The sequence below is a fragment of the Herbihabitans rhizosphaerae genome, assembly GCF_004216555.1.
GTDB classification, from domain to species: Bacteria; Actinomycetota; Actinomycetes; order Mycobacteriales; family Pseudonocardiaceae; genus Herbihabitans; species Herbihabitans rhizosphaerae.
On the sequence record NZ_SGWQ01000007.1, the window covers coordinates 184,357 to 209,309 of the forward strand.

General features: G+C 70.7%; 24 protein-coding genes. 16 read left to right on the forward strand and 8 right to left on the reverse strand.

The features are described 5' to 3' along the window. Positions 1 to 21: 21 nt before the first annotated feature. On the reverse strand, positions 22 to 792 hold the full coding sequence (locus EV193_RS21330; protein WP_242613550.1) for a DUF4037 domain-containing protein: 771 nt from the start codon (positions 790 to 792) through the stop codon (positions 22 to 24). 9 nt (positions 793 to 801) lie between these two features. Between EV193_RS21330 and EV193_RS34205 the strand changes: the two genes are divergently transcribed. Next, entirely contained in the window at positions 802 to 1,074 is a 273-nt protein-coding gene (locus EV193_RS34205; protein WP_242613551.1) for a hypothetical protein, read from the forward strand. Between the two features lie 34 nt (positions 1,075 to 1,108). Here EV193_RS34205 and EV193_RS21335 read toward each other — a convergent pair whose 3' ends face one another. Genes EV193_RS21335 through EV193_RS21345 form a run of 3 tightly spaced genes read right to left on the reverse strand, consistent with a single transcriptional unit; the run spans position 1,109 to position 2,616 of the window. Continuing rightward, positions 1,109 to 1,528, reverse strand: coding sequence for a VOC family protein (locus tag EV193_RS21335; RefSeq protein WP_130345966.1), 420 nt, complete (start codon positions 1,526 to 1,528; stop codon positions 1,109 to 1,111). An 18-nt stretch (positions 1,529 to 1,546) separates the two neighbouring features. After that, a complete protein-coding gene (locus EV193_RS21340; protein ID WP_130345967.1) occupies positions 1,547 to 1,987 on the reverse strand; it encodes a MarR family winged helix-turn-helix transcriptional regulator in 441 nt (146 codons plus the stop codon). Then, positions 1,984 to 2,616 carry a DJ-1/PfpI family protein gene (locus EV193_RS21345; protein ID WP_207222733.1) on the reverse strand — a complete coding sequence of 211 codons (633 nt, stop codon included), beginning with the start codon at positions 2,614 to 2,616 and terminating at the stop codon, positions 1,984 to 1,986. Before EV193_RS21345 ends, EV193_RS21340 begins: the two co-directional genes overlap by 4 nt. Before the next feature lie 61 nt (positions 2,617 to 2,677). Between EV193_RS21345 and EV193_RS21350 the strand changes: the two genes are divergently transcribed. Then, entirely contained in the window at positions 2,678 to 3,562 is an 885-nt protein-coding gene (locus EV193_RS21350; RefSeq protein WP_130345968.1) for a hypothetical protein, read from the forward strand. Here the strand turns inward: EV193_RS21350 and EV193_RS21355 are convergent. Together EV193_RS21355 and EV193_RS21360 are read right to left on the reverse strand one after the other, a co-directional pair. Beyond that, positions 3,483 to 5,030, reverse strand: a complete 1,548-nt coding sequence (locus EV193_RS21355; protein ID WP_130345969.1) for an alpha/beta fold hydrolase — start codon at positions 5,028 to 5,030, stop codon at positions 3,483 to 3,485. The two genes, EV193_RS21350 and EV193_RS21355, sit on opposite strands and share 80 nt — an antisense overlap. Next, the gene (locus tag EV193_RS21360; RefSeq protein ID WP_165401445.1) at positions 5,027 to 6,577 is read right to left on the reverse strand and encodes an alpha/beta fold hydrolase; all 1,551 of its coding nucleotides are present in this window, start codon (positions 6,575 to 6,577) and stop codon (positions 5,027 to 5,029) included. Before EV193_RS21360 ends, EV193_RS21355 begins: the two co-directional genes overlap by 4 nt. A 131-nt stretch (positions 6,578 to 6,708) precedes the next feature. Here EV193_RS21360 and EV193_RS21365 point away from each other — a divergent pair, with 131 nt between their 5' ends. Both EV193_RS21365 and EV193_RS21370 read left to right on the forward strand, forming a co-directional pair. Beyond that, positions 6,709 to 7,227 carry a MarR family winged helix-turn-helix transcriptional regulator gene (locus EV193_RS21365; protein ID WP_130345971.1) on the forward strand — a complete coding sequence of 173 codons (519 nt, stop codon included), beginning with the start codon at positions 6,709 to 6,711 and terminating at the stop codon, positions 7,225 to 7,227. Continuing rightward, a complete protein-coding gene (locus EV193_RS21370; protein ID WP_130345972.1) occupies positions 7,224 to 8,054 on the forward strand; it encodes a DMT family transporter in 831 nt (276 codons plus the stop codon). The genes EV193_RS21365 and EV193_RS21370 overlap by 4 nt, the downstream gene beginning before the upstream one ends. Here the strand turns inward: EV193_RS21370 and EV193_RS21375 are convergent. Then, positions 8,046 to 8,519, reverse strand: a complete 474-nt coding sequence (locus tag EV193_RS21375; protein WP_130345973.1) for a MarR family winged helix-turn-helix transcriptional regulator — start codon at positions 8,517 to 8,519, stop codon at positions 8,046 to 8,048. The genes EV193_RS21370 and EV193_RS21375 overlap by 9 nt on opposite strands. Positions 8,520 to 8,631: 112 nt before the next feature. On the opposite strand from EV193_RS21375, the gene EV193_RS21380 reads away from it, so the two are divergent. The 8 genes from EV193_RS21380 (at position 8,632) to EV193_RS21415 (ending at position 19,585) form a co-directional block, all read left to right on the forward strand. Then, positions 8,632 to 9,714: an epoxide hydrolase family protein gene (locus EV193_RS21380; protein ID WP_130345974.1), complete on the forward strand. Its 1,083-nt coding sequence runs from the start codon at positions 8,632 to 8,634 to the stop codon at positions 9,712 to 9,714. A gap of 121 nt (positions 9,715 to 9,835) precedes the next feature. After that, complete coding sequence (locus EV193_RS21385; protein WP_242613552.1) at positions 9,836 to 10,588, forward strand: hypothetical protein; 753 nt, start codon at positions 9,836 to 9,838, stop codon at positions 10,586 to 10,588. A gap of 2 nt (positions 10,589 to 10,590) precedes the next feature. Next, positions 10,591 to 12,222, forward strand: coding sequence for a DNA polymerase Y family protein (locus EV193_RS21390; protein WP_130345975.1), 1,632 nt, complete (start codon positions 10,591 to 10,593; stop codon positions 12,220 to 12,222). After that, complete coding sequence (locus tag EV193_RS21395; RefSeq protein WP_130345976.1) at positions 12,222 to 15,605, forward strand: error-prone DNA polymerase; 3,384 nt, start codon at positions 12,222 to 12,224, stop codon at positions 15,603 to 15,605. Before EV193_RS21390 ends, EV193_RS21395 begins: the two co-directional genes overlap by 1 nt. Positions 15,606 to 15,643: 38 nt before the next feature. After that, positions 15,644 to 16,132 carry a MarR family winged helix-turn-helix transcriptional regulator gene (locus tag EV193_RS21400; RefSeq protein WP_242613553.1) on the forward strand — a complete coding sequence of 163 codons (489 nt, stop codon included), beginning with the start codon at positions 15,644 to 15,646 and terminating at the stop codon, positions 16,130 to 16,132. After that, positions 16,129 to 17,352 (forward strand): MFS transporter, encoded by a 1,224-nt coding sequence (locus EV193_RS21405; RefSeq protein WP_242613554.1) that lies wholly within the window; start codon positions 16,129 to 16,131, stop codon positions 17,350 to 17,352. Before EV193_RS21400 ends, EV193_RS21405 begins: the two co-directional genes overlap by 4 nt. A 12-nt stretch (positions 17,353 to 17,364) precedes the next feature. Next, positions 17,365 to 17,973: a TetR/AcrR family transcriptional regulator gene (locus EV193_RS21410; protein ID WP_130345978.1), complete on the forward strand. Its 609-nt coding sequence runs from the start codon at positions 17,365 to 17,367 to the stop codon at positions 17,971 to 17,973. Beyond that, a complete protein-coding gene (locus tag EV193_RS21415; protein ID WP_130345979.1) occupies positions 17,960 to 19,585 on the forward strand; it encodes an acyl-CoA dehydrogenase family protein in 1,626 nt (541 codons plus the stop codon). Before EV193_RS21410 ends, EV193_RS21415 begins: the two co-directional genes overlap by 14 nt. A gap of 198 nt (positions 19,586 to 19,783) precedes the next feature. Here the strand turns inward: EV193_RS21415 and EV193_RS21420 are convergent, their stop codons facing one another. After that, positions 19,784 to 20,443, reverse strand: a complete 660-nt coding sequence (locus EV193_RS21420) for a TetR/AcrR family transcriptional regulator (protein WP_207222734.1) — start codon at positions 20,441 to 20,443, stop codon at positions 19,784 to 19,786. Between the two features lie 157 nt (positions 20,444 to 20,600). Between EV193_RS21420 and EV193_RS21425 the strand changes: the two genes are divergently transcribed. The 4 genes from EV193_RS21425 (at position 20,601) to EV193_RS21435 (ending at position 24,876) form a co-directional block, all read left to right on the forward strand. Beyond that, the gene (locus tag EV193_RS21425; protein ID WP_130345981.1) at positions 20,601 to 21,899 is read left to right on the forward strand and encodes an FAD-binding oxidoreductase; all 1,299 of its coding nucleotides are present in this window, start codon (positions 20,601 to 20,603) and stop codon (positions 21,897 to 21,899) included. A gap of 5 nt (positions 21,900 to 21,904) precedes the next feature. Further along, positions 21,905 to 23,392: a DHA2 family efflux MFS transporter permease subunit gene (locus EV193_RS21430; RefSeq protein WP_130345982.1), complete on the forward strand. Its 1,488-nt coding sequence runs from the start codon at positions 21,905 to 21,907 to the stop codon at positions 23,390 to 23,392. A gap of 2 nt (positions 23,393 to 23,394) precedes the next feature. Next, positions 23,395 to 23,529 carry a hypothetical protein gene (locus EV193_RS34480; protein ID WP_278044206.1) on the forward strand — a complete coding sequence of 45 codons (135 nt, stop codon included), beginning with the start codon at positions 23,395 to 23,397 and terminating at the stop codon, positions 23,527 to 23,529. A gap of 201 nt (positions 23,530 to 23,730) precedes the next feature. Continuing rightward, positions 23,731 to 24,876: a DUF371 domain-containing protein gene (locus EV193_RS21435; protein WP_165401446.1), complete on the forward strand. Its 1,146-nt coding sequence runs from the start codon at positions 23,731 to 23,733 to the stop codon at positions 24,874 to 24,876. Positions 24,877 to 24,953: the final 77 nt, after the last annotated feature.

Consider the following 24,953-nt stretch of genomic DNA (forward strand, 5'->3'; position numbering starts at 1 on the left):
GGGCATAGGGCCACGTCATGGTCACCCGACAAGCCTCGTGGTCACGGCGCGAGCCTTCGGCGCGGCGGTGAGCAGGTCGGTGCAGTCCACGAACTGGTCGACCGATCCGGTGCGCGGCAGGGCGCGAATCTCGGGATCGCTGATGCTGTCGATCAGCGCGTCCGCGAAACGCTCGGCCCGCAGGACGCGGAACGGCCGTTCGTGGTAATTCCGAATGCTCGTATCGAGCGGGTCGGTCAGGCCCAGTTCGTTGTGTGACGTGGCGGCGGCGGTATACGCGGTGGCGAGGTGATTTTCCCGTTCCTGCCAGGTGATCGCGCCGATTGTCGCTCTCAGTGCTGGGCCGATGGTCGCCGCGGACGGAATTCGCGCGAATGCGCTGCCGAGCCATTTGCCGTAAGGCGGATAACGGCGGTGCGTGAGCAGGTTCAGACGCATCAGGTCCCTGGCGAGGCGGGCGGTGACGACGGCCGAGCCAAGGTCGTCACCCACCTCTCCGCAGCGCCCGACGAATGCCTCCTCCTGACCGATGCGCTGCCATTGGCACGCCAGGACGTAACGCCAGATATCGTCGGGATACCAGGCGAGCCGGGAACGCGCGGACGTCAGCTCACCCGGCCCGTCATGGAAGACGGCACCGCCCGTGACCTCGGCGAGCACCTGTGTCGGGAGCGCCAGCCAGTCGAGCGTGGAGACGGTGTCTCGCGGGTCGAAACCCAGGTGGTCGGCGAACCAGGAGTCGAGCGTGGTCACGTCCACCCGGTGGAAGACCAGGCCGTCGGTGAACGCCATCGTGCGGATGTGTCCGTCGTCCGCGGGAACGAAGTTCGTCGAATAGCCGAGGAATTCCCTCGGCAGCTCCGTGCTGAGCACGGCGGAGATGTCCGGGGCCATGGCGGCGTCGTCGCGGTGGAGGAAGAACTGGAGGCGCGGACCCCATTCGTGGTCGGCGGACCGGGCGGTGTCGAACCCGAGAACCTCGGAACCACCGCCGATTCGGGCGGCCGTATGCGTGATGTCGCCGAAATGCTCTCGCACCAACGGCCACACCGCTTCGCGATAGAAGCGACGTGACAGTTCCAATCCGGGAATGAACGCCCGTGCCAACTCAGACATGCGCCACGAATACGCAGAACGGGTGTCCGGACGGGTCGGCGTACACGCGCAGCGGCTCCTCCGGGTCGTCCACGCGGTCGTAGAGCAGTCGCGCGCCGAGTGCCAGCGCCCGCTCGTGCTGGGCCAGCAACGCCTCGACGCTCGGCACGGTGAGATCCAGGTGCAGTTGCTGCGGGCAGGGACCGGTCGGCCAGGTCGCCTCGGGCAGGCTGTCGACCTGCTGGAAGGCGATCTTCGGACCGGTGTCGTCCCACAACACCAGCCAGTCCTGGCCGCGCGGGTCCGGCTCGCCGTCGGCCGGCGGCTCGTCCCCGTCGCGGTACCGGAAACCCAGCAGCCGCCGGTAGAACTCGGCGAGCCCGCGCGCGTCCGTCGTGTCCAGTACGACCTGTCGAAGGTGCGGCACGTCCATGGGGGGATCGTGTCACCGCTAGTTGTCGGTCGCCTTGAGGACTCGGTCGATCACGTCCAACGCGGCGCGCAGCTCCTCCGGCGTGATCCCGCCGGCCACCTCGTCGGCCCACCGCGCCTGCGTGCCGCGCAGCCGGGCGATCGCGTCGAGGCCCTGATCGGTCGGCCGCAACAGCTTCGCGCGCCGGTGCGCCGGGTTCGGCACGTACTCGGCGAGTTCCTTGTCCACCAACAGATCCGCGATCCGCTGCACGCTCTGGCGGGCCAGCCCCATCGAGCGCGCGATGCCCGCGACCGGGGCCGGCTCGGCCAGCACGGCGCCGAGCACCTGCCACCACGCGGCGGTCAGTCCGGCCGGTCGCGCGATCCGCTCGGCGGCGGCGAGGAACTGGCCGTTGAGCCGGAACGTGCGCATCACGAGGTCGGTGAGCAGATCGCCGGACTCGGTGCGCTGGCTCATGAGGCGGCGGCCTTCTCCAGGTCGAAGTACGCGGCGCCCTCGTGCTTGCCGTAGAACCGGTACCAGGCGTCGGCCACCTCCGGCGTGTACAGGTCCAGCTCGGCGAAGATCTCCCTGGCGAACTCGGCGGGGTGGATCGCCGCCGCGGTGATCAGGCCTCGGTCACGCACCGCCGGCTCGTCCCGGTAGTGCTCCGTGCCGGTGTACGCGGGCGCCATCGCCAGGTATTCGCGCGCGTTGCTGGTGTGCGCGCGATCGTTGAGCAGACCGGCCGAGGCGAGGCCCATCGTGCCGCCGCAGATCGCCGCCACCGGTGTACCCGCGTCCAGGAATTCGCCTGCGACCTGGGCGAACGGCGCGAGCGCGTGGTCACCGGACGGCGTGAAGGTGTTCGCGCCCGGCATGATCAGCATCGCGCTGTCGGCCGGCGAGAGGTCGGCGATCGCGACGTCCGGCACGATCCGCGCGCCGCCGGCCGTGGTGATCGGGTCGGTGCTCGGCCCGACGGTGAGCACGCGGTAGCGACCCGGCTCGCGCTGCCACATGGGCTGGTTGACGGAGGCGACCGCGTAGCCGGTCTCCCAGTCGGAGAGCGTGTCGTAAACGGCGAGGTGCACTGTTTTCATCATGACAGCATTCTGTCAGATTTGACAGTGTGCTGTCAACTGGCGATCACTGCTACCGTGCGGCGTGCGCAACGGAATCGCCACCCTGCTCGTGCTGATCGGTTGTCTGCTGTCCGGCCCGGCGGTGGTCGCCGTCGCCGTCGAGCAACGCGTGGCCGACCGTCAGGAATACCTCGACGCCGTGGGTGATCTCGCCGACGATCCGGCTGTCCGCGGCGCCGTCGCCGAGCTGCTCGCGGACAAGCTCGCCACGCGACTCGGCTCGCGTCCCTCGGCCGCCGCGCGCGACGCGGTGGACTCCGCCGCCCGCAAGGCCGTGGACAGTCCCGCGTTCCGCACCTGGTGGATCGAGGCGAACTCGGCCGCACACCCACAGATCCTCGCGATGCTCCGCGGCCAGAACGGTGCCGCGCGCCTCCAGGGCGATTCCATCGTGCTCGACATGCGCGCCCTCGTCGACGACGTGCGCGTGCCCGGCCTCGGCCGACTCCCGGCCGAGGGGATGACCGTCGAGCTGGCGGGCGGGTCCGCGATCAAGCGCGTGGTCCCCGTGTACACCACGCTGGAGGATCTCAGCGCGGTGCTCCCGATCGCCTCCGCCGTCCTGATCCTCGGCGGCATCGCGCTGGCCGTCCGCCGGCGCGGCGCGCTGATCACGGCGGGAATCGGTGTCGCGGTGGTGGCCGGAATCACCCTCGCGATCGGGTGGCTCGCCCGTGGCCTGGTGGCCGACCAGAGCCCGTCGCCGCAGCTCGCCGGCGGGTTCTACGACGCGATGACCAGCGGTGCCGGCGTGATGCTCTGGATCCTGGCCGGCGCCGGTGTCGCCGCGGTGATCGTCGGCGTGATCGCCGGTATGGTGTCGCCGCCTAGCCGAACAGGGCGTGGTCGGGCCGACACCGGACATCCCGCTCCGGCGGTTTCAGGTCGATCAGATAGGCATTGGTGATCGGCGTGAGGCAGTTCGCGCTCTTGCCGAGCGCGGTGTGACCCCACGTTTCCACCTCGACCAGGCGTGAGCCGGCGAACTGCCGCTGCGCCCCGCGTGCGCCGCTGATCCCGGTATTCGCGTCGTGCGTCGGGTTGCTCAGCAGCGGCGGCGTGTCCAGTTTCAGGTCGAACGGGCCGCGGTAGGAACTCTTGCCGGAGCCGGGCCAGTTCGCGCACAGCGACACCGACCACGCGCCCATCGCGCCGAACCGAGGGTAGGCCGCCTCGGCCTGCTCGGCGCTGTCGATCCAGGACTGCTGGTCGGCCGGCCACGGCGAGTCGACGCACTGGATCGCCCGCGCGGCGTCGACGGCGACCTTCTCCTCCTCCTTCGTCGCGTCGAGCAACTGTCGCAGCTGGCCGCCGAGCTGATCGAGCAAACCGTTGCCACGCACGGAAAGCGGGCCGAACCGCAGCAGGTCCACGCCCTTGGTGAACGCGACCAGCACACTGAACGTGCTCACCGGAACGCCGGCCAGCCGGTCCATCGACATCGCGTTCTGGGTCAACCCCTGGAAGGTCTTGCCGTCCAGCGTCATCCCGGGCAGCGCGAGCGGCTCGCGGTACAGCGAATCGACCACGCGCTCCCAGCGGCCGCGCGCGTCGCCGGCCAGCGGGCAGCGGAAGAACCCCACCTGGTCGCAGCGTTCGAACCCCGAGTACACCGCCTCGGCCGAGGCCTCCGACCACTTCGCGCTCAGCTTGCCCTCGGCGTACATGGTCGGGTCGACCACGCCGTCCAGCGCCATCGCGCGCACCCGGGTCGGGAACAGCGCCGCGTAGGTCGCGCCGAGGTAGCTGCCGTAGGACGTGCCGAAGTAGCTGATCTTCTGCTCGCCGAGCGCCTCGCGCACCAGGTCCAGATCGCGTGCCGTGTCCGCGGTGGACAGGTGGTACGTGATCTCCGGCGCGGTGGCCGCGCAACTGGCCCGCAGGTACTCGTCGTGCGCGAACTTCTGTTGGTACTGCGGGGGATCCGGCCAGTTCGACACCGCCTCGGCGGGCGGTACACCGGGTGCGGCCGTGCAGCCGAACGGCGTGCTCTGGCCGGTGCCGCGCGGGTCGATGCCGATGATGTCGAACCGGTCGCGCACCGCCGGTCCGAGCGCGTTGACGATGCCGGCGAAGTAGATGCCGTCGGTCATCGTGATGCCGGGGCCGCCCGGGTTGAGGAACAGCGGGCCGATCTTGCGGCTCTGGTCCGCGGCCGGCGCCTTGATCATCGAGATGGTGATCTTCTTGCCGGCCGGGTCGGCGTGGTCCAGCGGCACCTCGGTCTTCGCGCACTGGAAGAGCACCAGGCAACTGGACCAGGTGAGCGCGTTCGGTCCGGCGTCCGGCTCGGCGTTGGCGAGCAGGGCCGGCGCGACGGCGGCGGTCAGCACGGCGGCCGTCGCCGCGGCCAGAATCGTGTTGCGCTTGTTCACGCGGGCAACCCCCAGATTCCGTTGTCCGCCTTGCACTTCACATCGCCGGCGGGGAGTCTCCGCTCGATCAGGTAGGTGTCGGTGATCGGCGTGAGGCAGGTGCGGCTCTTGCCGAACGTGGTGTGGCCCCAGGTGGTGACCTCGACGAGGCGGGAGCCCTCGAACGCGGCACGTGCGGCCCGCGCGCCGTCGATTCCGGTGGTGGCGTCGTGGCTGCTGTTGATCACGAGCAGCGGGGTCGCGGTCCGGCCGCCGATCGGGCCCCGGTAGGCGTCCTCGGCCGAACCGGGCCAACTCGCGCAGATCGAGGAGGTCCACGCGCCGGCGGCGGCGCCGCCAGGTGCCCTGGCCTCGTCGCGCCGCGCGGCCTCGATCCACGCTCGCGGGTCGGCCGGGTTGTGGCTGTCCGCGCACCACAGACCGCGCAGCCCGCCGACGCCGGCGAGCAGGTCCTCGCCAGCCGTCGGCGCGGCGCCGAGCTGCTTGGCCAGGTTCGCCGCCTGGTCGAGCAAACCGTTGTGGGGCACGGAAAGCGGGCCGAAGCGAAGCGTGTCGACGATCTTGGTGAGCGCCGCGAACGGGCCGAAGGTGTCCAGCGGAACGCCGGCCAGCCGATAGCCGGTCAGCGCGGCGGTGGTGAGGGTGTGGAACGACGACTTGGTGAGTGTGACGCCGGGGAGTGCGAGCGGCTGCTTGTCCAGTGACTCGAGCACCCGGTACCAGCGGCCCATGGCGTTGACATTCGGCGAGCCGGTCAGCGGACACTGGATGACGCTGACCTTGTCGCACAAGGAAAGCGCGGATCGCAACGACTCGATCGTCGCGTCGCCGAGCCGCACCCGGGAGGTCATCGGGTCGACGCTGCCCGGGGTGCCGAGGTAGGCGTTCGGATCGAGCACCGCGTCGACGGCCACCGCGCGCACCCGGTCGGGGAACAGCGTCGCGTAGGTGACGCCGAGGTTGGCGCCCTGGGACGCGCCGTAGTAGCTGAGCTTGTCCTCGCCCAGCGCCTGGCGGAGCAGGTCCATGTCGCGCGCGACGTTCGCGGTGCTGATGTGGTGCAGGATCTCGCCACCGGTCGCCGCACAACTCCGGCGCACGTAGTCGTCGCGGGCCAGGTACTGGTCGACCTGCTCGGGGCGAACGGGGTACGGATCGGCGATGGGAGCCACCGGCTCGACGCCCGGGGCCGGCTCGCACCGCAGCGGCGTGCTGCCGCCCGAGCCGCGCGGGTCGAACGCCACGATGTCGAACCGGTCGCGCACCTGCTGGCCCAGCCCGCCGGCGAGCCCGGCGAAGAACACCAGGTTCGTGGCGACCGGGCCGGCGCCGCCGGGGCTCACGAACAGCGTGCCGATCCGCCGCTCCGGCTTGGCCGCGGGCAGCCGGCGCAGTGAGAGGGTGATCTGTGTGCCGTCCGGTTCGTCGTAGTCCAGCGGTACCCGCGCGGTGGCGCACTGGTGGATCACGTCGCAGCCGGACCAGGTGATCTCCGGTGGCGCCGACGGGTTCGCGTTCGCCAGGACCGGCACCGTGGCGACGGCCATGGCACCGACGGTCAGGGCGAGCGCAACTTTACGAACACGTCTGTTCATGATTGCGGAAGGTAGCAGAGCTGCGACGGACGTACAACGGTTCGCCATGTTTACCGGCGGGTGCACTGTGGTATGCATGAGTCATGCATGACAACGAGAGGCTCGCGAACCTGCTCGGTGCCACGGCATTGGCGGTCACCGATCTCACCGTCGGCGGCGCGACACGTGCCGCCGGTGTGAGCGCCAGCGGTGCCGCCGCGCTCGTCGTGTTGAACGCCGCGCCGGGAGTGAGTGTCACCGAGCTGGGGCGGCGGGTCGGGCTCACCCAGTCGGCCGCCGCGCGCATGGTCGACTCGCTGGAGAGCGACGGGCTCGTCGAGCGGCGGCCCGGCATCGGACGCGGTGTCGCCGTGCGGCTCACTCGGCCCGGCCGGCGCGCCGCCCAAGCCGTGCTCGACGCGCGCGGTTCACCGCTGACCGAGGTGCTCGACGGGCTCGACGGCGACGACCAGGTGGCACTGACCAGGCTGCTCGAACGGCTGCTTTCCGTGCTGTACAACGAGATCGGCGACTCCGACCTGATCTGCCGGCTGTGTGACCGGGGCGTGTGCACCACCGGCTCGAACTGCCCGGTCGGGGAGGCGGAACGGGCGTCGCGATGACCGGCACGCTGCTCGCACTCGGGTCGGCGGCCACCTACGGCGTCGCCGACCTCGCCGGCGGGCTGCTGTCGCGCCGGGTCGGGTTCGCCGCCGTGGCGCTGCTCGGCCAGGTCGGCGGGCTGGTGCTGTCGGTCGGCGTGGCGCTCGCGGTGCCGTCCACGGTGACGCTCGTCGATCTCGGGTGGGGCGCGCTGTCCGGCGTGGGTACCGGGGCCGGTATGGCGTTCCTGTACCGCGGGCTGAGCAGGGGCGCGATGAGCGTCGTGGTGCCGGTCAGCGCGGTCGGCGGCGTGGCGCTGCCGGTGTTGGTCGGCGTGATCCTGTTGGGGGACAGGCCATCTGGGCTCGCGTGGGTCGGCATCGTGGTGGCGGTTCCCGCGCTGTGGCTGGTCTCCTGGACCGGGTCCTCGGCGCGGGCGGACGTCGTGTCGGGTGTGCCCGACGCGCTGCTGGCGAGTATGGGGATCGCCGTGCAGTACCTCGCGCTCGCGCAGGCCGGACCGGACGCCGGGATCTGGCCGGTGGTCGCCGGGCGGGTGGCCGCCGTACTCGCGCTCGCGCCCGTGGTGGCCCGGCGCGCGCGGGAGTCGATCTCGGCGGCGCACGTCGGCCTCGCCGCGGCGATCGGCGGGATGGCCGCGCTGGCGCTGTCGCTCTACCTGCTCGCCACGCGGCAGCAGATGGTGGTCGTGGCCGTGGTGCTCTCCTCGCTGTATCCGGTGATTCCCGTGGTGTTCGGGATGACGGCGCTGCGCGAGCGGCTGTGCCGGACGCAGGTCGCCGGCTTGCTCGGCGCCGGCGCGGCGACCGTGCTGCTGTCACTGTGAGCCGTCGGTGCCGGTTCGCCGGTCGTGGTGGTCCAACAGCCTGGACAGCAGATCGGTCAGCCGCTGTCGCTCCTGGGATGACAGCGGAGCGAGCAGCTCGTCCTGGGTCTCGGCCAGCTGCTTCTCCAATCGCCGCAGCTGCCGCTTGCCCGTGGCGGTCAGCGAGATGATGTTGCGCCGCCGGTCGGCTGGGTCCGGGGCGCGCTCGACCAGTTCGCGGTCGGCGAGCTCGTTGATCGTCGCGACCATGTCGCTGAGGTGGATGCCGCTGTGGCGGCCCAGCGCGGCCTGGCTGGCCGGGCCGAACGTCTCCAGCGTCGCCAGCAGGCGGTAGTGGTAGCCACGGGCGTTGACGGACGAGAACCCGTCGGTCACCAGACGGTGCGCGTGGTTGGCGGTCTGGGTGAGCAGCCAGCTGGGAAGGCTCTTCCACCTGGCAGACGCCTCTTCGGACGGGTTCTCCATGTGACGACTCTAACGAATCGTTGGGCGCACTAACGATAGTGATATCGTTCGGGCGATAAACGTTAGTCGCCCAAACGTTTATACGCCGACCGACCCCTCGTGGAGGAAGACCATGATCAAGCCGTTCCGCATCGACATTCCGCAGGCCGACCTCGACGATCTGACCGACCGGCTCTCCCGCACCCGTTGGCCCAACGAGGTCGCCGGCGCCGGGTGGGACTACGGCTTCCCGCTGGCGCGGCTCAAGGAGCTGGCCGAGTACTGGCGCACCGGCTACGACTGGCGCGAGCACGAGGCCGAGCTCAACGAGCTTCCGCACTTCACCACCGAGATCGAGGGTCAGAACATCCACTTCGTCCATGTCAGGTCCTCGAACCCGGACGCGCTCGCGCTGGTTCTCACCCACGGCTGGCCCGGTTCGTTCCTGGAGTTCCTCGACATGATCGAGCCGTTGTCGCGCGACTTCCACCTGGTGATCCCGTCCATCCCGGGTTACGGCTTCTCCGGGCCGACCCACGAGCGCGGCTGGGACATCGTCCGGGTCGCGCGGGCCTGGGCCGAGCTGATGCGCCGTCTCGGGTACGAGCGCTACGGCGCGCAGGGCGGCGACTTCGGCTCGGGCATCTCGCTGGCACTCGGCGCGGTGGCACCCGAGCGGGTCGTCGGCGTGCACGTCAACTACCTGCCGACCCGGCCGGACCCGGACGCCGGCATCGAACTGTCCCCAACGGACGAGGCCCGGCTGGACAAGGTCAGGCAGCTGATGGCGAATCGTCCGCCGTACCAGGCTCTGCAGGCTCTCACCCCGCAGACCATCGGCTACGCGCTGACCGACTCGCCGGTCGGCCAGCTGGTCTGGATCGCCGAGCGTTTCGAGCGGTGGACGGACCCTCGCTCGCGGATCAGTGACGATCGGATGCTGACCGACATCTCGCTGTACTGGCTGACCGCCACCGCGGCCTCCTCGGCGCGGCTGCACCATGACGCGCCGAGGCGGATCGAGCCGTGCCCGGTACCGGTTGGTGTGGCGGTGTTCGCGCACGACATCACGCAGTCGGTGCGACCGCTGGCCGAGCGGTTGTACGACATCAGGCACTGGTCGGAGTTCGAGCGCGGCGGGCACTTCGCCGCGATGGAGGTACCGGAGCTGCTCGCCGGGGACGTCCGGGACTTCTTCCTCGGCGGCGTCGTTTGACAGTTCATCGAACACGTGTTCGAATATAGCAGTGCCGCCTTCCCCGCGGCGAACGGAAAGGAACCGTCGCGTCGGTCGTCGCGACGGTTCGTCGCGGTTCTCCATGGGGAGGTGGTTTTCGGTGACCGGCAACGTGGTTGTCGACGCACCGCCGGTGGGTGCTGGGCCGCCGGCGGTCGCTCGGCTCGCCTCGCTGCCGGGGGTCGGCACGGCCAGCGGGGTGGCCGAGCGGGCCCAGCAGGCGCGGACCACGGGAGAGGTCCTGCCTGTGCTCGCCGAATTGGAGGACGCGCTGCCCTGGAGCGGATTGCGAAGGGGCAGCACGGTTTCGGTGCGCGGGTCCACCTCGCTGCTGCTCGCGCTGCTCGCCGAGGCGACGGCGCGCGGCGCATGGGCGGCGGTGGTCGGCGTACCCGACCTCGGAGTCGTGGCCGCGAGCGAGCTCGGGGTCGAAGTGGCGAGGCTCGCACTCGTACCCCACCCGGGTGCGGAGCTCGCCGCGGTCACGGCTGCCCTGCTGGACGGCGTCGATCTGGTGGTGCTCGGCGGTGGTCTCGGCAGGGGCCTCGGCGGTGGCACGGCGGGCAGGCTGTCCCGGCGGGCGCGGCATCGCGGCACGGTGCTGCTCGCCGCCGGTTCGTGGCCGGGCGCGGATGTCGAACTTCGTTGCGAGACAAGCGATTGGAGGGGTGTCGAGTCGGGATACGGGTTCCTGCGCGAGCGAGCGACGGTCGTGCACACCACGGGCAGGGGAGCGGCCGCCCGTCCGGTGCGCACGCGGCTGCTGCTGCCCGGCCCGAGCGGCAGGGTCGAGCGCACGCCGGAAGAGCATGTCGGCGTGCATGCCGCCTGGACGGCAGAGGAAGTGGGCTGACCATGACGGGCCCGCCGGTCAGGCTGCTCGTGCTGTGGTGTCCGGACTGGCCGGTGGTGGCCGCCGCTGCCGCCGCGGGTATCGCCCCGCACGTGCCGGCCGCCGTGTTCTCGACCAACCGGGTGGTCGCCCGCTCCGCCGTCGCGCGGCGGTCCGGGGTGCGCAGGGACATGCGGCGCAGAGAAGCACAGTCCCGCTGCCCGGAGCTCGCCGTGCTCGGTGTCGACCCCGACCGGGACGCGCGACTGTTCGAGCCGGTGGCCGCGGCGGTGGAGGAGCTGATCGTCGGGGTGGAGGTGGTTCGGCCCGGCGTGGTCGCCGTCCCGGTGTCCGGTGCCTCCGGGTACTTCGGCGGTGAGGACCGGCTCGCCGAGCTGCTGCTCGACCACGTGCCGGCGAAGGCGGGCGTGGAGTGCCAGATCGGGGTGGCCGACGGGCTGTTCGCCGCACTGCTCGCCGCGCACCGCTCGGTCAGGGTGGACGCCGGCGCCGGCGCGGAGTTCCTCGCCCCGCTCGGCATCGGCGAGCTGAACCAACCCGGTTCCGACCGCACCGATCTCGTGGATCTGTTGCGCCGCTTGGGGTTGCGCACCCTCGGCGCGTTCGCCGCGCTGTCCGAGCGGGACGTGACGACCCGGTTCGGCGTGGTCGGGCTGGTGGCGCACCGGCTCGCCCGCGGCCTGTCCGACCGCCCGCCGAACAGGCGCAGGCCGCCGCCGGAGCTGTCGCTGGTCGAGCGGTTCGACGATCCGCTCGACCGGATCGACGCGGCCGCCTTCGTGGCGAGGTCGCTCGCCGAGCGGTTCCACGCCGTCCTGGCCGGTAGCGGGCTGGCCTGCACGCGGCTCGGAATCGAGGCCACCACGGCCAACGGTGAGGAGCTGGCCCGCGTCTGGCGATGCGCGGAACCCCTGACGGCGCCAGGCATCGCGGACCGGGTCAGGTGGCAGTTCGACGGGTGGCTGCGCGCGGCGGACGGCATCCGCCCGACCGCCGGAGTGGTCGAGCTGCGACTGGTGCCCGAGGAAACCGTTGCGGGACGGTCACTTCAGCTCGGCCTGTGGCGCGGTGGTACCGGTGTGGACGGTTCGCTGGACCCGGCCGGCGAGGAGCAGGTGCTCGCCGCGGAGCGGGCCGGGCGCGCGCTGGTCCGGGTACAGGGGCTGCTCGGCCCCGACGGCGTGGTCACCGCCGTACTGGCTGGTGGGCGTGGTCCGGCGGAACGAGTGCGGCTGATCCCGTGGGGCGACGTCCGGCCGGACGCGGACGAGCAGCCGTGGCCCGGCCGGCTTCCCGCACCGTCCCCGGCGACCGTCTACCAACGGCGAATCCCCGTCGACGTCAGGGATGTCTCCGGCCTGGCGGTCCGGCTGGACGAGCGCAACCTGCTCACCGGAGCACCCCATCTCGCCTCCGTGGACGGCAGCCACCCGAGGCGGGTGCTCGACTGGGCCGGCCCGTGGCAAGTGGTCCGCCGCTGGTGGGCCCGAGACGACGGCGGGCCCTTCGCACACATGCAGGTGCTGCTCGCGGCCGTCGACGAACAGCGGGTGGACATGGCGTTCCTTCTGTTAGGTCGGCTCGGCGACGAGCACAACCCTCCACAGTGGACAATCGAGGGGAAGTACGACTGATGGGTTGGAACAATCCCAAGGTCGCGTGGCGCGAGCTCGTCAGGGTGCTGGCTGGTCAACCTCGAGATGACGCGGCGTGGCCGGATCATGCGCAGCGGCCCGACGGCGGTGACGGTCCCGCGTACACCCGCCGTCGCGAGGGATACCTGCGCCCGGTCGACCTCAGCAAGCTCCGAGGAAACGACATGATCGGCGCGTCCCGACGAACTCCGTACGCGGAGCTGCACTGTCACTCCAACTTCAGTTTCCTCGACGGTGCGAGCCACCCGGAGACCTTGGTCGAGGAGGCCGCACGGCTCGAATTGGACGCCATCGCCCTCACCGACCACGACGGCATGTACGGCGTGGTGCGCTTCGCCGAAGCGGCCAAGGAACTCGGCGTCCGTACGGTGTTCGGCACCGAGCTGAGCCTCGGCCTTTCCAAGCCACAGAACGGAATCCCCGACCCCGAGGGCGAGCACCTGCTGCTGCTCGCCAAGGACGAGAAGGGCTACGCGAACCTGTGTAGTGCGACCACGTCCGGCTTGCTGTTCGGCCATGACCGAGAGCTGTCGACCGACCCGATCGCGGAGAAGGGGCGACCCGTCTACGACCTGGAGAAAGTCGCCACGATGGTGCACGGCAGCTGTGCCGTGCTGACCGGTTGTCGCAAGGGCGCCGTGCGCAGAGCCCTCGCCGAGCGGGGATTCGACGCGGCAGCCGATCAGTTGACGCAGCTCATGGACCTGTTCGGCCGGGGCAACGTGTACGTGGAGCTCATCGACCACGGCCATCCCACCGACAGCCGGGACAACGACATGCTCACCGAGTTGGCCGCCCGGCTCGCCCTGCCCACCGTCGCGACCAACGCGGTGCACTACGCCACGCCGAGCGGCGCGTCGATGGCCGCGGGGCTCGCCGCGATCCGGGCGCGCCGAGGGCTCCACGACATGGAGGGGTGGCTCCCGGCGTCGGGGTACGCACACCTGCGCTCCGGCAAGGAGATGGCGGAGAGGTTCGCTCGTTACCCCGGCGCGGTCAAGCGCGCCGCGGTGCTCGGTGCGCAGTTCGCGTTCGATCTGGAGCTCATCGCGCCAGACCTGCCGCCCTTCGATGTCCCGGCTGGACACACCGAGGCGAGCTTTCTCCGTGATCAGGTCTACCTCGGCGCCGCGCGGCTGTACGGTCCGCGACACGAGAAGGAGAAGGAGTACCGGCAGATCGACCACGAACTGGACATCATCGAATCGCAGGGGTTTCCCGGCTACTTCTTGATCGTCTGGAACATCGTCCGTTTCTGCCGGGAGAACCGGATCCTGTGTCAGGGCAGAGGATCGGCAGCCAACTCCGCGGTCTGCTACGCGCTCGGCATCACCAAGGTCGACTCGGTCAAGCACAAGCTGCTCTTCGAGCGATTCCTCGCTCCAGACAGAGACGGCTACCCGGACATCGACATCGACATCGAGTCCGACCGCCGCGAAGAGGTCATCCAGTACGTCTACGAGACGTACGGCAGGCTGTGCACCGCGCAGGTGGCGAACGTGATCGCCTACCGGTCGCGCTCGGCGGTGCGAGACGCCGCGCGAGCCTTGGGCTACTCGCCGGGGCAGCAGGACGCCTGGGCCAAGCAGATCGATCGTTGGGGCCCGCTCGAAGACACAAAGGACGATCACGATCACGACATCCCCGACGAGGTGATCGCGTTTTCCGTTGTGTTGCAAGACTTTCCCCGCCATCTGGGGATCCACTCCGGCGGCATGGTCATCTGCGACAAACCGGTCAGCACCGTCTGCCCGATCGAATGGGCGCGCATGGCGGACCGCAGCGTTCTGCAGTGGGACAAGGACGACTGTGCCGCCGCCGGGCTGGTCAAGTTCGATCTGCTCGGGCTGGGCATGCTCTCGGCGTTGAAGTACATGATCGACCTGGTGCAGGAGAGCACCGGCAAGGAGATCGACCTGGCGAAGCTCGAGCTGGATGACGAGAACATCTACGACATGCTCTGCCGTGCCGACGCGATCGGCGTGTTCCAGGTGGAGAGCCGCGCGCAGCTCGCCACACTGCCCCGGCTGGAACCGAGGACCTTCTACCACCTGGCGGTCGAGGTGGCGCTGATCAGACCCGGCCCGATCCAGGGCGGCTCGGTGCACCCGTTCATCAAGCGCTACACCGAGGAGAAGAAAGGCGAGCCGAGGAGCTGGGACTACGACCACCCGCTGCTGGAGAAGGCGCTCGGGAAAACCCTTGGCGTGCCGCTGTTCCAGGAGCAGCTCATGCAGATCGCGCTGGACGTCGCCGACTTCACCGCCGCCGAGGCCGACCAGCTCCGGCACGCCATGGGCGCCAAGCGATCGACCAAGAAGATGGAGCGGCTGCGGCAGCGGTTCTACGACGGCGCGGCGGCCAAGGGAGTGGAGCCGGAGGTCGCCGAGCGGATCTTCGAGAAGATGCGGGCGTTCGCCAACTTCGGCTTCCCGGAGAGCCACGCGCTGAGCTTCGCCTACCTGGTGTTCGCCAGCGCGCACTTCAAGTACTACCACCCGGCGGCGTTCCTCGCCGGGCTGCTGCGCGCGCAGCCGATGGGCTTCTATTCGCCGCAGTCTCTGGTCGCCGACGCGCGCCGGCACGGGGTGACCGTGCACGGTCCGGACGTGAACGCCAGCGACTGGTACCCGACCCTGGAACCCTTGGCGGACAACGAGTTCGCTGTTCGGATGGGGCTGTCCACCGTGCGCAAGGTCGGTGCGGAACTGGCCAAGACGATCGCGGCCGAGCGGCAGGATAACGGGCAGTTCCGCGACATGGTCGACCTGACAAGGAGGGTGCGGCTGACCAGGCCGCAGGTCGAGGCGCTGGCCACCGCGGGCGCGTTCGGGTGCTTCGAGCCGGAGCGGCGCAAGGCGCTGTGGGCGGCGGGTGCCGCGGCGGAGGAGCGCCCGGCCCACCTGCCCGGGCTGTCCGTCGGGGTCGACGCGCCGCACCTGCCGGGGATGTCCAAGATCGACTTGGCGGCCGCGGACGTGTGGGCGACGGGCATCTCGCCGGACAGCTTTCCCACCCAGTTCATCCGCGACCGGCTCGACGAACTCGGCGTGGTCACCGCGTCCCGGCTGGGGAAGTACGCCAACGGCGACCGGGTGCTGATCGCCGGCGCGGTGACCCACCGGCAGCGTCCGGCGACTGCCGGCGGGATCACGTTCATCAACATCGAGGACGAGACCGGCATGGTGAACGTGGTCTGCCGGGGCTCGGTGTGGCGGCGCTACCACCGGGTCGCGCGGGACAGTGCCGCGATGCTCATCCGGGGCACGATCGAGCGCACGGACTCCGTGGTCAGCCTGCTCGCCGACCGCATGGAGGACCTGCCCATGCGTATCCGATCGAGGTCGCGGGACTTCCAGTAAGTAACAGTGCTTATATAAGTGCTGTTATAGTTGCCGCCGTGAACGACGATCCGACGCGGCACAGCCGCTGGCGTCCGCTTCGCCTGCTGCAGGCCGAGATGGACGCCGACATCGCGAAGATCTACGCCGACGCGAAGATCGACGGGATCAAACCCAGCTTCGTGCAGGAGCTGCTGCGCCTGCACGCCCGCGGCCCGATAACGATCACTGAGTTGGCCAAGTCCGTCCAGCGCACCCACTCGGCGGTCAGTCAGAAGGTCGCCGCCATGCGCACCGCCGGTCTGGTGCGCACCACCGCCGGCGCCGACGCGCGCAGCAAGACCGTGCACCTCACCGCCAGGGCGCGCCGAGTCGCCGATCGCCTCGCGGCCGAGTGGCGGGCCACCGAGGCGGCGGTCGCCGAGATCGAGTCGGAGATCCCGTACCCGCTCAGCCAGGTCGTCGGTGACATCGAGAAAGCCTTGGCGCGCAAGAGTTTCCACGACCGCATCGCCGAGAAGCTGGCCGTGGACCCGGACTGGACATGAGGCGTGCGCTGCTCGACGTGACGCCCCTGCGCACTTCTCCGAAGTACCGCAGGCTCTGGATCGGGCAGCTCTGCTCCGGCATCGGCAGCCAGATGACGCTGGTCGCCGTGCTGTTCCAGATCTGGCAGACCACGCACAGCCCGGCGTGGACCGGTGCCGTCGGGCTGGCCGCCGCGGTGCCGGTCATCGTGTTCGGGCTGCTCGCCGGTTCGCTCGTGGACCGGACCGACCGGCGCGTGTTCTACCTGCGTGCCACGGCCGGCGAGGCGGTGTGCTCGCTTCTCCTTGCCGCACAAGGGTTTCTCGGACCGGCGCCGGCGATCGGGGTGCTCGCGCTGGTCGCCGCGCAGGCGACGTTCGTGGCCGGTGCCGGCCCGGCGGCGCGCACGTTCGTGCCCCGACTGCTGCCGCCGGAGCAACTCGGCGCCGGTCTGGCACTGAACCGGATCGCGTTCTCCACGGCCATGCTCGCCGGCCCTGCGCTCGGCGGTCTGATCGTCGGCTGGCTCGGCGTCGGTGCCTGCTACCTGATCGACGCGGTCACCTTCACGATCGCGCTGGCCTGCGCGCGGGGCCTGCCGTCGCTGCGCCCGGACGGCGGGTCCTCCCGTGCCGGCCTCGGCGGGGTACTCGACGGCCTGGCGTTCCTGGGGCGCGAGCCGGCCGTGCGCGCCGCGCTGCTCACCGATCTCGCCGCCATGGTGCTCGCCATGCCGATCAGCCTGTTCCCCCTGGTCAACGCGGAGCGGTTCGGCGGCGATCCGAGAACGCTGGGCCTGTTCCTCAGCGCGATCGCGGTCGGCGGCGCGGTGGCGACCGTGTTCTCCGGCAGCGTGGCGCGGTCGGTCCGGCCCGGCGCGCTGATGCTGGCCGGCTCCCTGGGGTGGGGTGTGTCGATCGCGCTGTTCGGGATCGTGCCGGATCCGGTGGTGGCACTGGGTTTCCTGATCATGGCCGGCGCGGCGGACACGATCGCGGTGATCTGCCGAGGTCTGGTCGTGCAGCGGCACACGCCGGACGCGATGCTCGGCAGGGCGGTCTCGGCCGAGCAGATCGTCGGGCAGGCCGGGCCGGAGATCGGCAACCTGCGCGGCGGACTGGTCGCCGGTGCCACGTCCGGCACGACCGCGCTGGTCAGCGGCGGGTTGCTGTGCGCCGGCGCCGTCGTGCTTATCGCGGTGACGAACCGGCGAGTATTGCGTTCAAGCAATGAACGGTGATTCACTACTTGTGTGGCGTACCGGCGAACCGAGGCGACCCAGCAGCGATTGGACACCGTCAAGGCGTCCATCGTGGACGCCGCGCTCGCGCTGATCGCCGAGCGCGGGTACGCCGACTGCCAGGTCGCCGTGGTCGCCGACGCGGCGGGTGTCGCGACCGGCACCGTGTACCGGCACTTCCCGAACAAGGGCGCGCTGTTCGCCGAGGTGTTCCGGGTCGCGACCACCCGTGAGGTGGAGGCGGTACGTGAGGCGGCGACCAAGCCGGGCACGCTCACCGAACGCGCCTCGGCCGCCGTGCGCACCTTCGCCAACCGTGCGCTGAAGTCGCCGAGGCTGGCCTACGCGCTGCTCGCCGAACCGGTGGACCCGTTGGTGGAAAAGGAAAGACTGCTGTTCCGCCGCGCCTACCGGGACATCTTCGCCTCGGCGATCGCGGACGCCGTGGACGCCGGCGAACTGCCTCGGCAAGACCCCGAGGTGACCGCCGCCGCCGTGGTCGGAGCGATCGCGGAGGCACTCGTCGTCCCGCTCGCCGCCGGCACCGGATCGCGCCGGACCGTGCCGGCACTGGAGGCGGTTGTCATTCGTGCGATAGGAGGAACCGATGACCACGCATGAGGTGTTCAACCAGGTGCCGCCGCTCGTCGACCACGACACGGCCGACGACCCAGCACTGCTCGCCGGTCTGCACCGCGAGGGGGCCGCGGCCTGGGAACCCGAGGTGCGTGAACTCGGCCGGCTCGCCGGGACGGCGCGTGCCCAGGAGTGGGGCCGCGTCGCCGAGGAGCACCCGCCGGTGCTGCGCACGCACGACCGGTACGGCAACCGGATCGACGAGGTCGAGTACATCCCGGCCTACCACGAGCTGATGCGTACCGCCGTGGCCAACGGCCTGCACGGCGCGCCGTGGGCCGACGACCGCCCGGGCGCGCACGTCGCGCGTGCGGCGAAGTTCCTGGTGTGGAACGTGGACGCGGGGCACGGCTGCCCGATCTCGATGACCTACGCCGTGGTGCCGGCGCTGCGCGCGAACCCCGAGTTGGCCGCGCGGTACGAGCCGCTGCTCGCGTCCACCGACTACGACCCGGGGCTACGCCCGCCGCTCGGCAAGCGCGGGCTGATCGCCGGCATGTCGATGACCGAGAAGCAGGGCGGCTCGGACGTGCGCGCCAACACCACGAGCGCGGTGCCGCAGGCCGACGGGAGCTACCGGCTCACCGGGCACAAGTGGTTCACCTCCGCACCGATGTCGGACGTGTTCCTGGTGCTCGCGCAGGCGCCCGGCGGACTGTCCTGCTTCCTGCTGCCGAGGGTGCTGCCGGACGGCACGCGCAACCCGATGTCGTTGCAGCGCTTGAAGAACAAGCTCGGCAACCGGTCCAACGCGTCGTCCGAGGTGGAGTACGACGGCGCGCTGGCGTGGCTCGTGGGAGAGGAGGGGCGTGGCGTGCGGACCATCGTGGAGATGGTCAACATGACTCGGCTGGACTGCGTGCTGGGCTCAGCGGCCGGGATGCGCGCCGGTGTCCTGCAGGCCGTGCACCACGCCTCCCATCGCACCGCGTTCGGTGACCCGCTGGACCGGAAACCGTTGATGCGCAACGTGTTGGCCGACCTCGTGCTGGAGTCGGAGGCCGCCACGACCGTCGGCATGCGGCTCGCCGGCGCCACCGATCGCGCGGTGCGCGGCGACGAGCGCGAGGCGGCGTTCCGCAGGCTCGCGCTCGCGGTGAGCAAGTACTGGGTGTGTAAGCGCGGCCCGTCGCACGCCGTCGAGGCGCTGGAATGCTTGGGCGGCAACGGTTACGTCGAGGAATCCGGCATGCCGCGGCTCTACCGCGAGCTGCCGCTGCTGTCGATCTGGGAAGGCTCGGGCAACGTCGCCGCGCTGGACGCGTTGCGCGCCATGGTGAAGCAGCCGGAGAGCGTGCAGGCCTATTTCGACGAGATCGAGCTGGCCGCCGGCGCGGACACCCGGCTGGACGACGCGGTCGCGTTGATCAAGAAGGAACTATCCGATGTGGACGACATCGAGTCACGGGCGCGCCGGATCGTCGAGCTGATGGCGTTGACCCTGCAGGGATCCCTGCTCGTGCGGCACGCGCCGGCCGCCGTGGCCGACGCGTTCTGCGCCAGCCGCCTCGCCCGCGACCACGGCAACGCCTTCGGCACTCTGCCCTCCGGCCTCGACTTCGAAGCGATCATCGCCCGAGGCCGCGTCACCCACTGACCCCGCAGGATCGAGCCCGCTGAATCCCGTCCGCGAGAGCGAGATTGAGCCCGCTGAATCATGTTCGCGTTCGAAGACCGATAGGCCCACATGCTGGTCGATTCGGGGTGTTTCGTCGCCTCTTGAGGGATTGAGCCCGCTGAATCCGGGCGCCGAGGGCGGGATTGAGCCCGCTGAATCATGTTCGGGTTTGACGGGTCACTCGGGGAGTTCGGGGCGCATCTCGCGCAGGTCTGCCATAGTGATCGCGGGGCCGTGGAGGTCCGGCTTCGATGCACTGTCGCCGCGTAGTCCGTGGACGAGCAGATCGAGGTGACGGTGCGCGAGCTGATCGTTCAGCTCGCGCGGGAACGAGCCGGGCAGCGGGCGGGACAGCCGCACGATCATCATCCCGACGTCGCCGAAGGTCACGTCGGCGCGCAGCGTGCCGGCCTCGTGCGCCTCGGCGATCAACTTCTCGATCGGTGACACCGCGGCTCTGCTCAGCGCCTCCAACTCCTCGTCGTCGAACGGGATTTCGCCGAGCAGCGACGGGATCACCGCGGCGATCCGCACGTCGAGTACACCGTGCATGTAGTGCACCAGCGCGCCGAACGGGTCCTTCTCCTCGGTCAGCGCCTCGTCGATCACGGCGACCGTGCGCTCGAACGCGTCGAGCACGACCGACCTGATCAGCGCCGCCCGATCAGGGAAGCGGCGGTACAGCGTGGCGATGCCGGTGCCCGCGCGCCGGGCGATCTCCTCCAGCGGAGCGGCGGGACCGAGTTCCACGAAGGCGTCCCGCGCGGCGGCCAGGATCTGCTCCCGGTTGCGCCGGGCGTCGGCCCGCAGCGGGCGCTCACCGCCGGTTTCCGTCACTACGTACGCCTCCTCGAGTACATCGACGTACACGCTAGCACGTATATGGAGGATCTCTCTCCGTATATCGGTGAAAAGCGGAGACATGCCCTTCGGTTAGTGCTAGCGTCGGTCGCAATCGGAGGGAAGCCCTCCATATTGTGTTGAGGAGACCGCCATGAGTCAGCCGATCATCAGCACCCCGATCCGCCGGACCCGGTTCACCGGGCCGATCTATCTGCCGGGGCAGGACGGCTACGACGAGCGGCGCAAGCCCGTGCTGCCCATTCACGACCCGAAGCCGGCGATGATCGTCGAGGCGTCTGGTGCGGCCGACGTGCGCGCCGCGGTGATCGCCGCTCGCGAGCACGACCTGCCGTTCGGCGTGCAGGCCACCGGACACGGCCTGGTCCGGCCGTCCGACGGCGGGCTGCTCGTGCGCACCTCGGGTATGGCCACCGTGCTGGTCGATCCGGATCGCCGGGTGGCCCGCGCCGGCCCCGGCGCGCGCTGGCAGGACGTGATCGCCGCGGCCGAGCCGTTCGGGTTGGCGCCGCTGTCGGGCACCTCGCCGTCCGTCGGCGTCGCCGGGTACACCCTCGGCGGCGGTCACGGCTGGCTCGCCCGTCAGTACGGGTTCGCCGCGGACAGCCTGCTGCGCGCCGAGATCGTCACCGCGGACGGCGCGATCGCGACCGTCAGTCGGGACAAGCACCCGAACCTGTTCTGGGCGCTGCGCGGCGGCAGCGGCAACTTCGGCGTGGTCACCGCGCTGGAGTTCCGGCTCTACCCGGCCGCCGAGGTGTACGCCGGGGTGACCTACTACCCGATCGAGGCCGCGGCCGACACGCTCGCGGGCTACCGGGAGTGGACCGCCACCGCACCCGACGAGATCAGCACCGCCGTGCTGGTGCGCCGGATGCCGGAGAGCTCGCCGGAACCGTTGCGGGGCAAGAAGGTTCTCGCCATCCGTGGTCTGTCCACACTGGACCCGGCGGCCACCGAGCGGGTACTGGCTCCGCTGCGGGCGAAGGCCGGCACGCCGATCGCCGACACCTGGACCGTCACCAGCTACGCGGCCGGCTCGGTCGGCGGGACCCCGCCCAAGGTGTTCGAGCTGCTGCGCACGCTGCCCGACCAGGTGATCGACGTGCTCACCACCGCGGTCGCCGACGACGTGGCACCGACCGTCGAGGTGCGGCACTGGGGCGGCGCGATGGCACGTCCGGCCGCCGACGCCGGACCGGTCGGCGCACGGGACGCCGAGTTCTCGGTGACCGTCGACGCGCGTCCGGCCGGTCTGCCCGAGGTGGTCGCGGAACACGCCACCGGCGGCGCGTTCCTCAACTTCCTCGCCGACCCGAGCCGAGTCCAATCCGCTTACACCAGGGAGAACTACCGGCGACTGACGCACGTGAAGCGCGTCTACGACCCGGACAACTTCTTCCACCTCAACCACAACATCGCACCGAGGTGACCAATATGAGTACGCAGACGGTCATTCCACCGTCCACAGTGGACGAGAAGAAGCCCGGCCTGGTCGCGATCGGCGCCGTGGTGGTGATCGGCATCGTGTTGTCGATCATGGACGCGACCATTGTGAACGTCGCGACCAGAACACTCGGCACCGAGTTGAACGCCTCGCTGGCCGCCGTGCAGTGGGTGCTCACCGGCTACCTGCTCGCGGTCGCCGCGGTGATCCCGATCAGCGGATGGGCGGTCGAGCGGTTCGGCGCCAAGCGGGTGTGGATCGCCGCACTCGCGCTGTTCACCGCCGGCTCGGCGGCCAGCGGCCTGGCCTGGTCGGTCGAGTCGCTGATCGTGTTCCGTGTGCTGCAGGGCATCGGCGGCGGACTGCTGTCGCCGGTCGGTCAGGCGGTGCTGGCCAAGGCCGCCGGCCCGGAGCGCATGGGCCGCGTGATGAGCATGGTCGGCCTGCCGATGTTCTTCGGCTCGGTCGCCGGGCCGATCGTCGGCGGACTGATCGTGCAGACCACGAGCTGGCGGTGGATCTTCTTCGTCAACCTGCCGCTCGGCGTGCTCGCGATGTGGCTCGCGCACCGGCTGCTGCCGAGGGAAACCGTTGCGCGGCAAGGGAACAAGCTCGACGCGCGCGGGCTCGCGCTGCTCTCCGGCGGCATGGCGGCGTTCGTCTACGGCCTGTCCGAGGCGGGGTCGACGGGCGGCTTCGGCTCGGCCGGCGCGCTCGGCGGCGTGATCACCGGTGCGGTGCTGATCGTCGCCTACGTCGTGCACGCACGGATCCGGCGCGGTCGTGCGTTGATCGAGTTGTCGCTGTTCGCCCACCGCGGTTTCACCACGGCGACGATCACCAACTTCGTGGTGGCGGTGGCACTGTTCGGCATGCTGATCCTGCTGCCGCTGTACTGGCAGGTCGTGCGCGGCGCCACTCCACTGGAGACCGGCCTGCTGATGGTGCCGCAGGCGCTCGGCGCGGCGGCCGCGATGCCGCTGGCCGGACGGTTCACCGACCGGCTCGGCTCCGGCTTCGTGGTGCCGGTCGGCGTCGCGCTGGCCCTGGCCGGCACCGCGGTGTTCACGCAGGTCGGCGCGGACACGCCGTACTGGGTGCTGGCCGGCGCGCTGTTCCTGGTCGGCCTCGGGCTCGGCGGCACGATCATGCCGTCGATGGCCGCCGCGTACGCCTCGATGCCGCAGTCGCTGATGCCCAAGGTGACCGGTGCGCTGAACGCCATCCAGCGCCTCGGCTCGTCGCTGGGCACCGCGGCGATGGCGATCGCGCTGCAACGCGGGATCGCCGCCGATCTCCCGTCGCTCGGCGGTGGCGCGGCACTCGGTCCGATGCCGACCGAGGCGAGGGAGGCGCTCGCACCCGCGCTGGCCGACGTGTTCGGCACGACGTTCTGGCTCGCGCTCGCACTCGCCGCGTGCGCACTCGTCCCCGCGTTGCTGCTGCCGCGCCGGCGCGCCGAACAGAAGGGAAAGTGATCATGAGTAACGAGGAAATCGTTGTACGGCAACAGATCGGCGACGTGCTCAACGAGTGGGTCGAGGTCGAGATCGCGGGTACCGGCAGCGGGCGACCTTCCAGGGCGGGCCCGCTCCAGCCGCGCCGCTGCGGGTGAGCCAGGTGCTGGTGCGCGAGGACGAACGCTGGCGGATCGCCAACATTCAGATGACCGCCATGGTGCAGAGCCCACCGCAAGGCCCGTCTCAGCAGCGAGGATCGCCTCCTCACCGGCACCTGGCACCAGCACCCCTGACCTCGCGAGTCCCGCGCTGTGCACCGGCGAGTCCCGCGCCCTGCATCGGCGTATGCTCGGCCGGTGTCCAGGAGCCGAGCAGCGCGCGTCTTCGCATGGGCCGGCACCCCGGAAACCGTTGCGCCACTGAGATTCTCCGGCCGAGGGCACCCCGCGATCAGGGCCACCCACCACAAGACGCTGGAGTTCACCGACGCCGCCGAGATCACCGGCCGGGCGACCTGCGTGATCGCGGTCGGCACGACGGTGACCGGTGCCGCGCTGGCCGGTCCGGTCCGCCTGACGATCACCGCCGGCGGCGAGTCGAGCGTGGTCGAGGCGGTGGCCAACCCGGACTGGCGGCCGGGTGAGACCGCGGTGGTCCGCCGCAGCTCGAACCGCGCGCCCGGCACGCTGGCCACCGACGCCGACCTGGCCGCCTCCGACCTGCCCCGCGAGCTGACCGCCGCACTGTCCACATCGGACGCCGAGGTCGATGTCGTGGTGGAGCCGCTGCGCCGGCATTCCGACGGGCGCGCCGGCCTGGTGCTGCTGCGCACGGACACCGTGGACGACCGGCTGCGCGCCGAGCTGGCCGCCGCCGATCTGATCATCGCGGAGGACGAGCGAGCCCGCGATCTGGTGCGCGTGGCCGCACCGGACCTCGCCCCGGATCGACCGCCTGGCAACGAGATCTCGGCGATGATCGAACGCGACGACCTCGATCGCGTGCTTGTCGTGTCCACTGTGGACCTTCCGGGTGACACGGTGTCAGAGCTGCTCGGCCGGCCGGAGCTGGTCCGCGTCGAGGTGGCCGGTCTGCCTGCCGCACTCGCCGCCGCGGCCGCGTCGCCACATCGTGGGCCGTTGCACCTGGCCGAGCGGCCCGCGCTCCGGCCCGCCGACCTGGGCGCCCGGGTGGCGATCACCGCACCGGCGGATGCCCTGATCGCCGCCGCGAAGGCCGCCGGCCGTCCGGCGCACGGCGTGCTGCTCGACGGGCCGTGGGCCACCTGGGGCCCGCTGCCGGACGTCCGCGACGAGATCACCTGCTGCCTCGACCCGATCGAGGAGTCCGAAGTGGACGGTCTGCCGGACGATCTCGCCGCGACGCTCAAGGCGCTCGCCGAGGACGGCGTGCCGACCAAGACGTTGGCCTCGGCCGCGGCGTCGGCGCTGGGCTGGTCACGCAACCGCGCCTATGACGCGGTGTCCCGCCTGCGCCGGTAGCTCCGTAACACGAACGCCGCTGCGCGCGAGTCCGATCGTGAGCGTGGTCGGTGCGAGATCGCGCTCGGAGGGAGCGC

Coding starts and splice junctions, on each gene's coding strand:
- EV193_RS21330 (WP_242613550.1), bottom strand. CDS start 792: ATGGCGTTCACCGACGGCCTGGTCTTCCACCGGGTGGACGTGACCACG.
- EV193_RS21335 (WP_130345966.1), bottom strand. CDS start 1,528: ATGGACGTGCCGCACCTTCGACAGGTCGTACTGGACACGACGGACGCG.
- EV193_RS21340 (WP_130345967.1), bottom strand. CDS start 1,987: ATGAGCCAGCGCACCGAGTCCGGCGATCTGCTCACCGACCTCGTGATG.
- EV193_RS21345 (WP_207222733.1), bottom strand. CDS start 2,616: ATGATGAAAACAGTGCACCTCGCCGTTTACGACACGCTCTCCGACTGG.
- EV193_RS21360 (WP_165401445.1), bottom strand. CDS start 6,577: ATGGCCGTCGCCACGGTGCCGGTCCTGGCGAACGCGAACCCGTCGGCG.
- EV193_RS21365 (WP_130345971.1), top strand. CDS start 6,709: ATGCATGACAACGAGAGGCTCGCGAACCTGCTCGGTGCCACGGCATTG.
- EV193_RS21370 (WP_130345972.1), top strand. CDS start 7,224: ATGACCGGCACGCTGCTCGCACTCGGGTCGGCGGCCACCTACGGCGTC.
- EV193_RS21375 (WP_130345973.1), bottom strand. CDS start 8,519: ATGGAGAACCCGTCCGAAGAGGCGTCTGCCAGGTGGAAGAGCCTTCCC.
- EV193_RS21380 (WP_130345974.1), top strand. CDS start 8,632: ATGATCAAGCCGTTCCGCATCGACATTCCGCAGGCCGACCTCGACGAT.
- EV193_RS21390 (WP_130345975.1), top strand. CDS start 10,591: ATGACGGGCCCGCCGGTCAGGCTGCTCGTGCTGTGGTGTCCGGACTGG.
- EV193_RS21395 (WP_130345976.1), top strand. CDS start 12,222: ATGGGTTGGAACAATCCCAAGGTCGCGTGGCGCGAGCTCGTCAGGGTG.
- EV193_RS21405 (WP_242613554.1), top strand. CDS start 16,129: ATGAGGCGTGCGCTGCTCGACGTGACGCCCCTGCGCACTTCTCCGAAG.
- EV193_RS21415 (WP_130345979.1), top strand. CDS start 17,960: ATGACCACGCATGAGGTGTTCAACCAGGTGCCGCCGCTCGTCGACCAC.
- EV193_RS21425 (WP_130345981.1), top strand. CDS start 20,601: ATGAGTCAGCCGATCATCAGCACCCCGATCCGCCGGACCCGGTTCACC.
- EV193_RS21430 (WP_130345982.1), top strand. CDS start 21,905: ATGAGTACGCAGACGGTCATTCCACCGTCCACAGTGGACGAGAAGAAG.
- EV193_RS34480 (WP_278044206.1), top strand. CDS start 23,395: ATGAGTAACGAGGAAATCGTTGTACGGCAACAGATCGGCGACGTGCTC.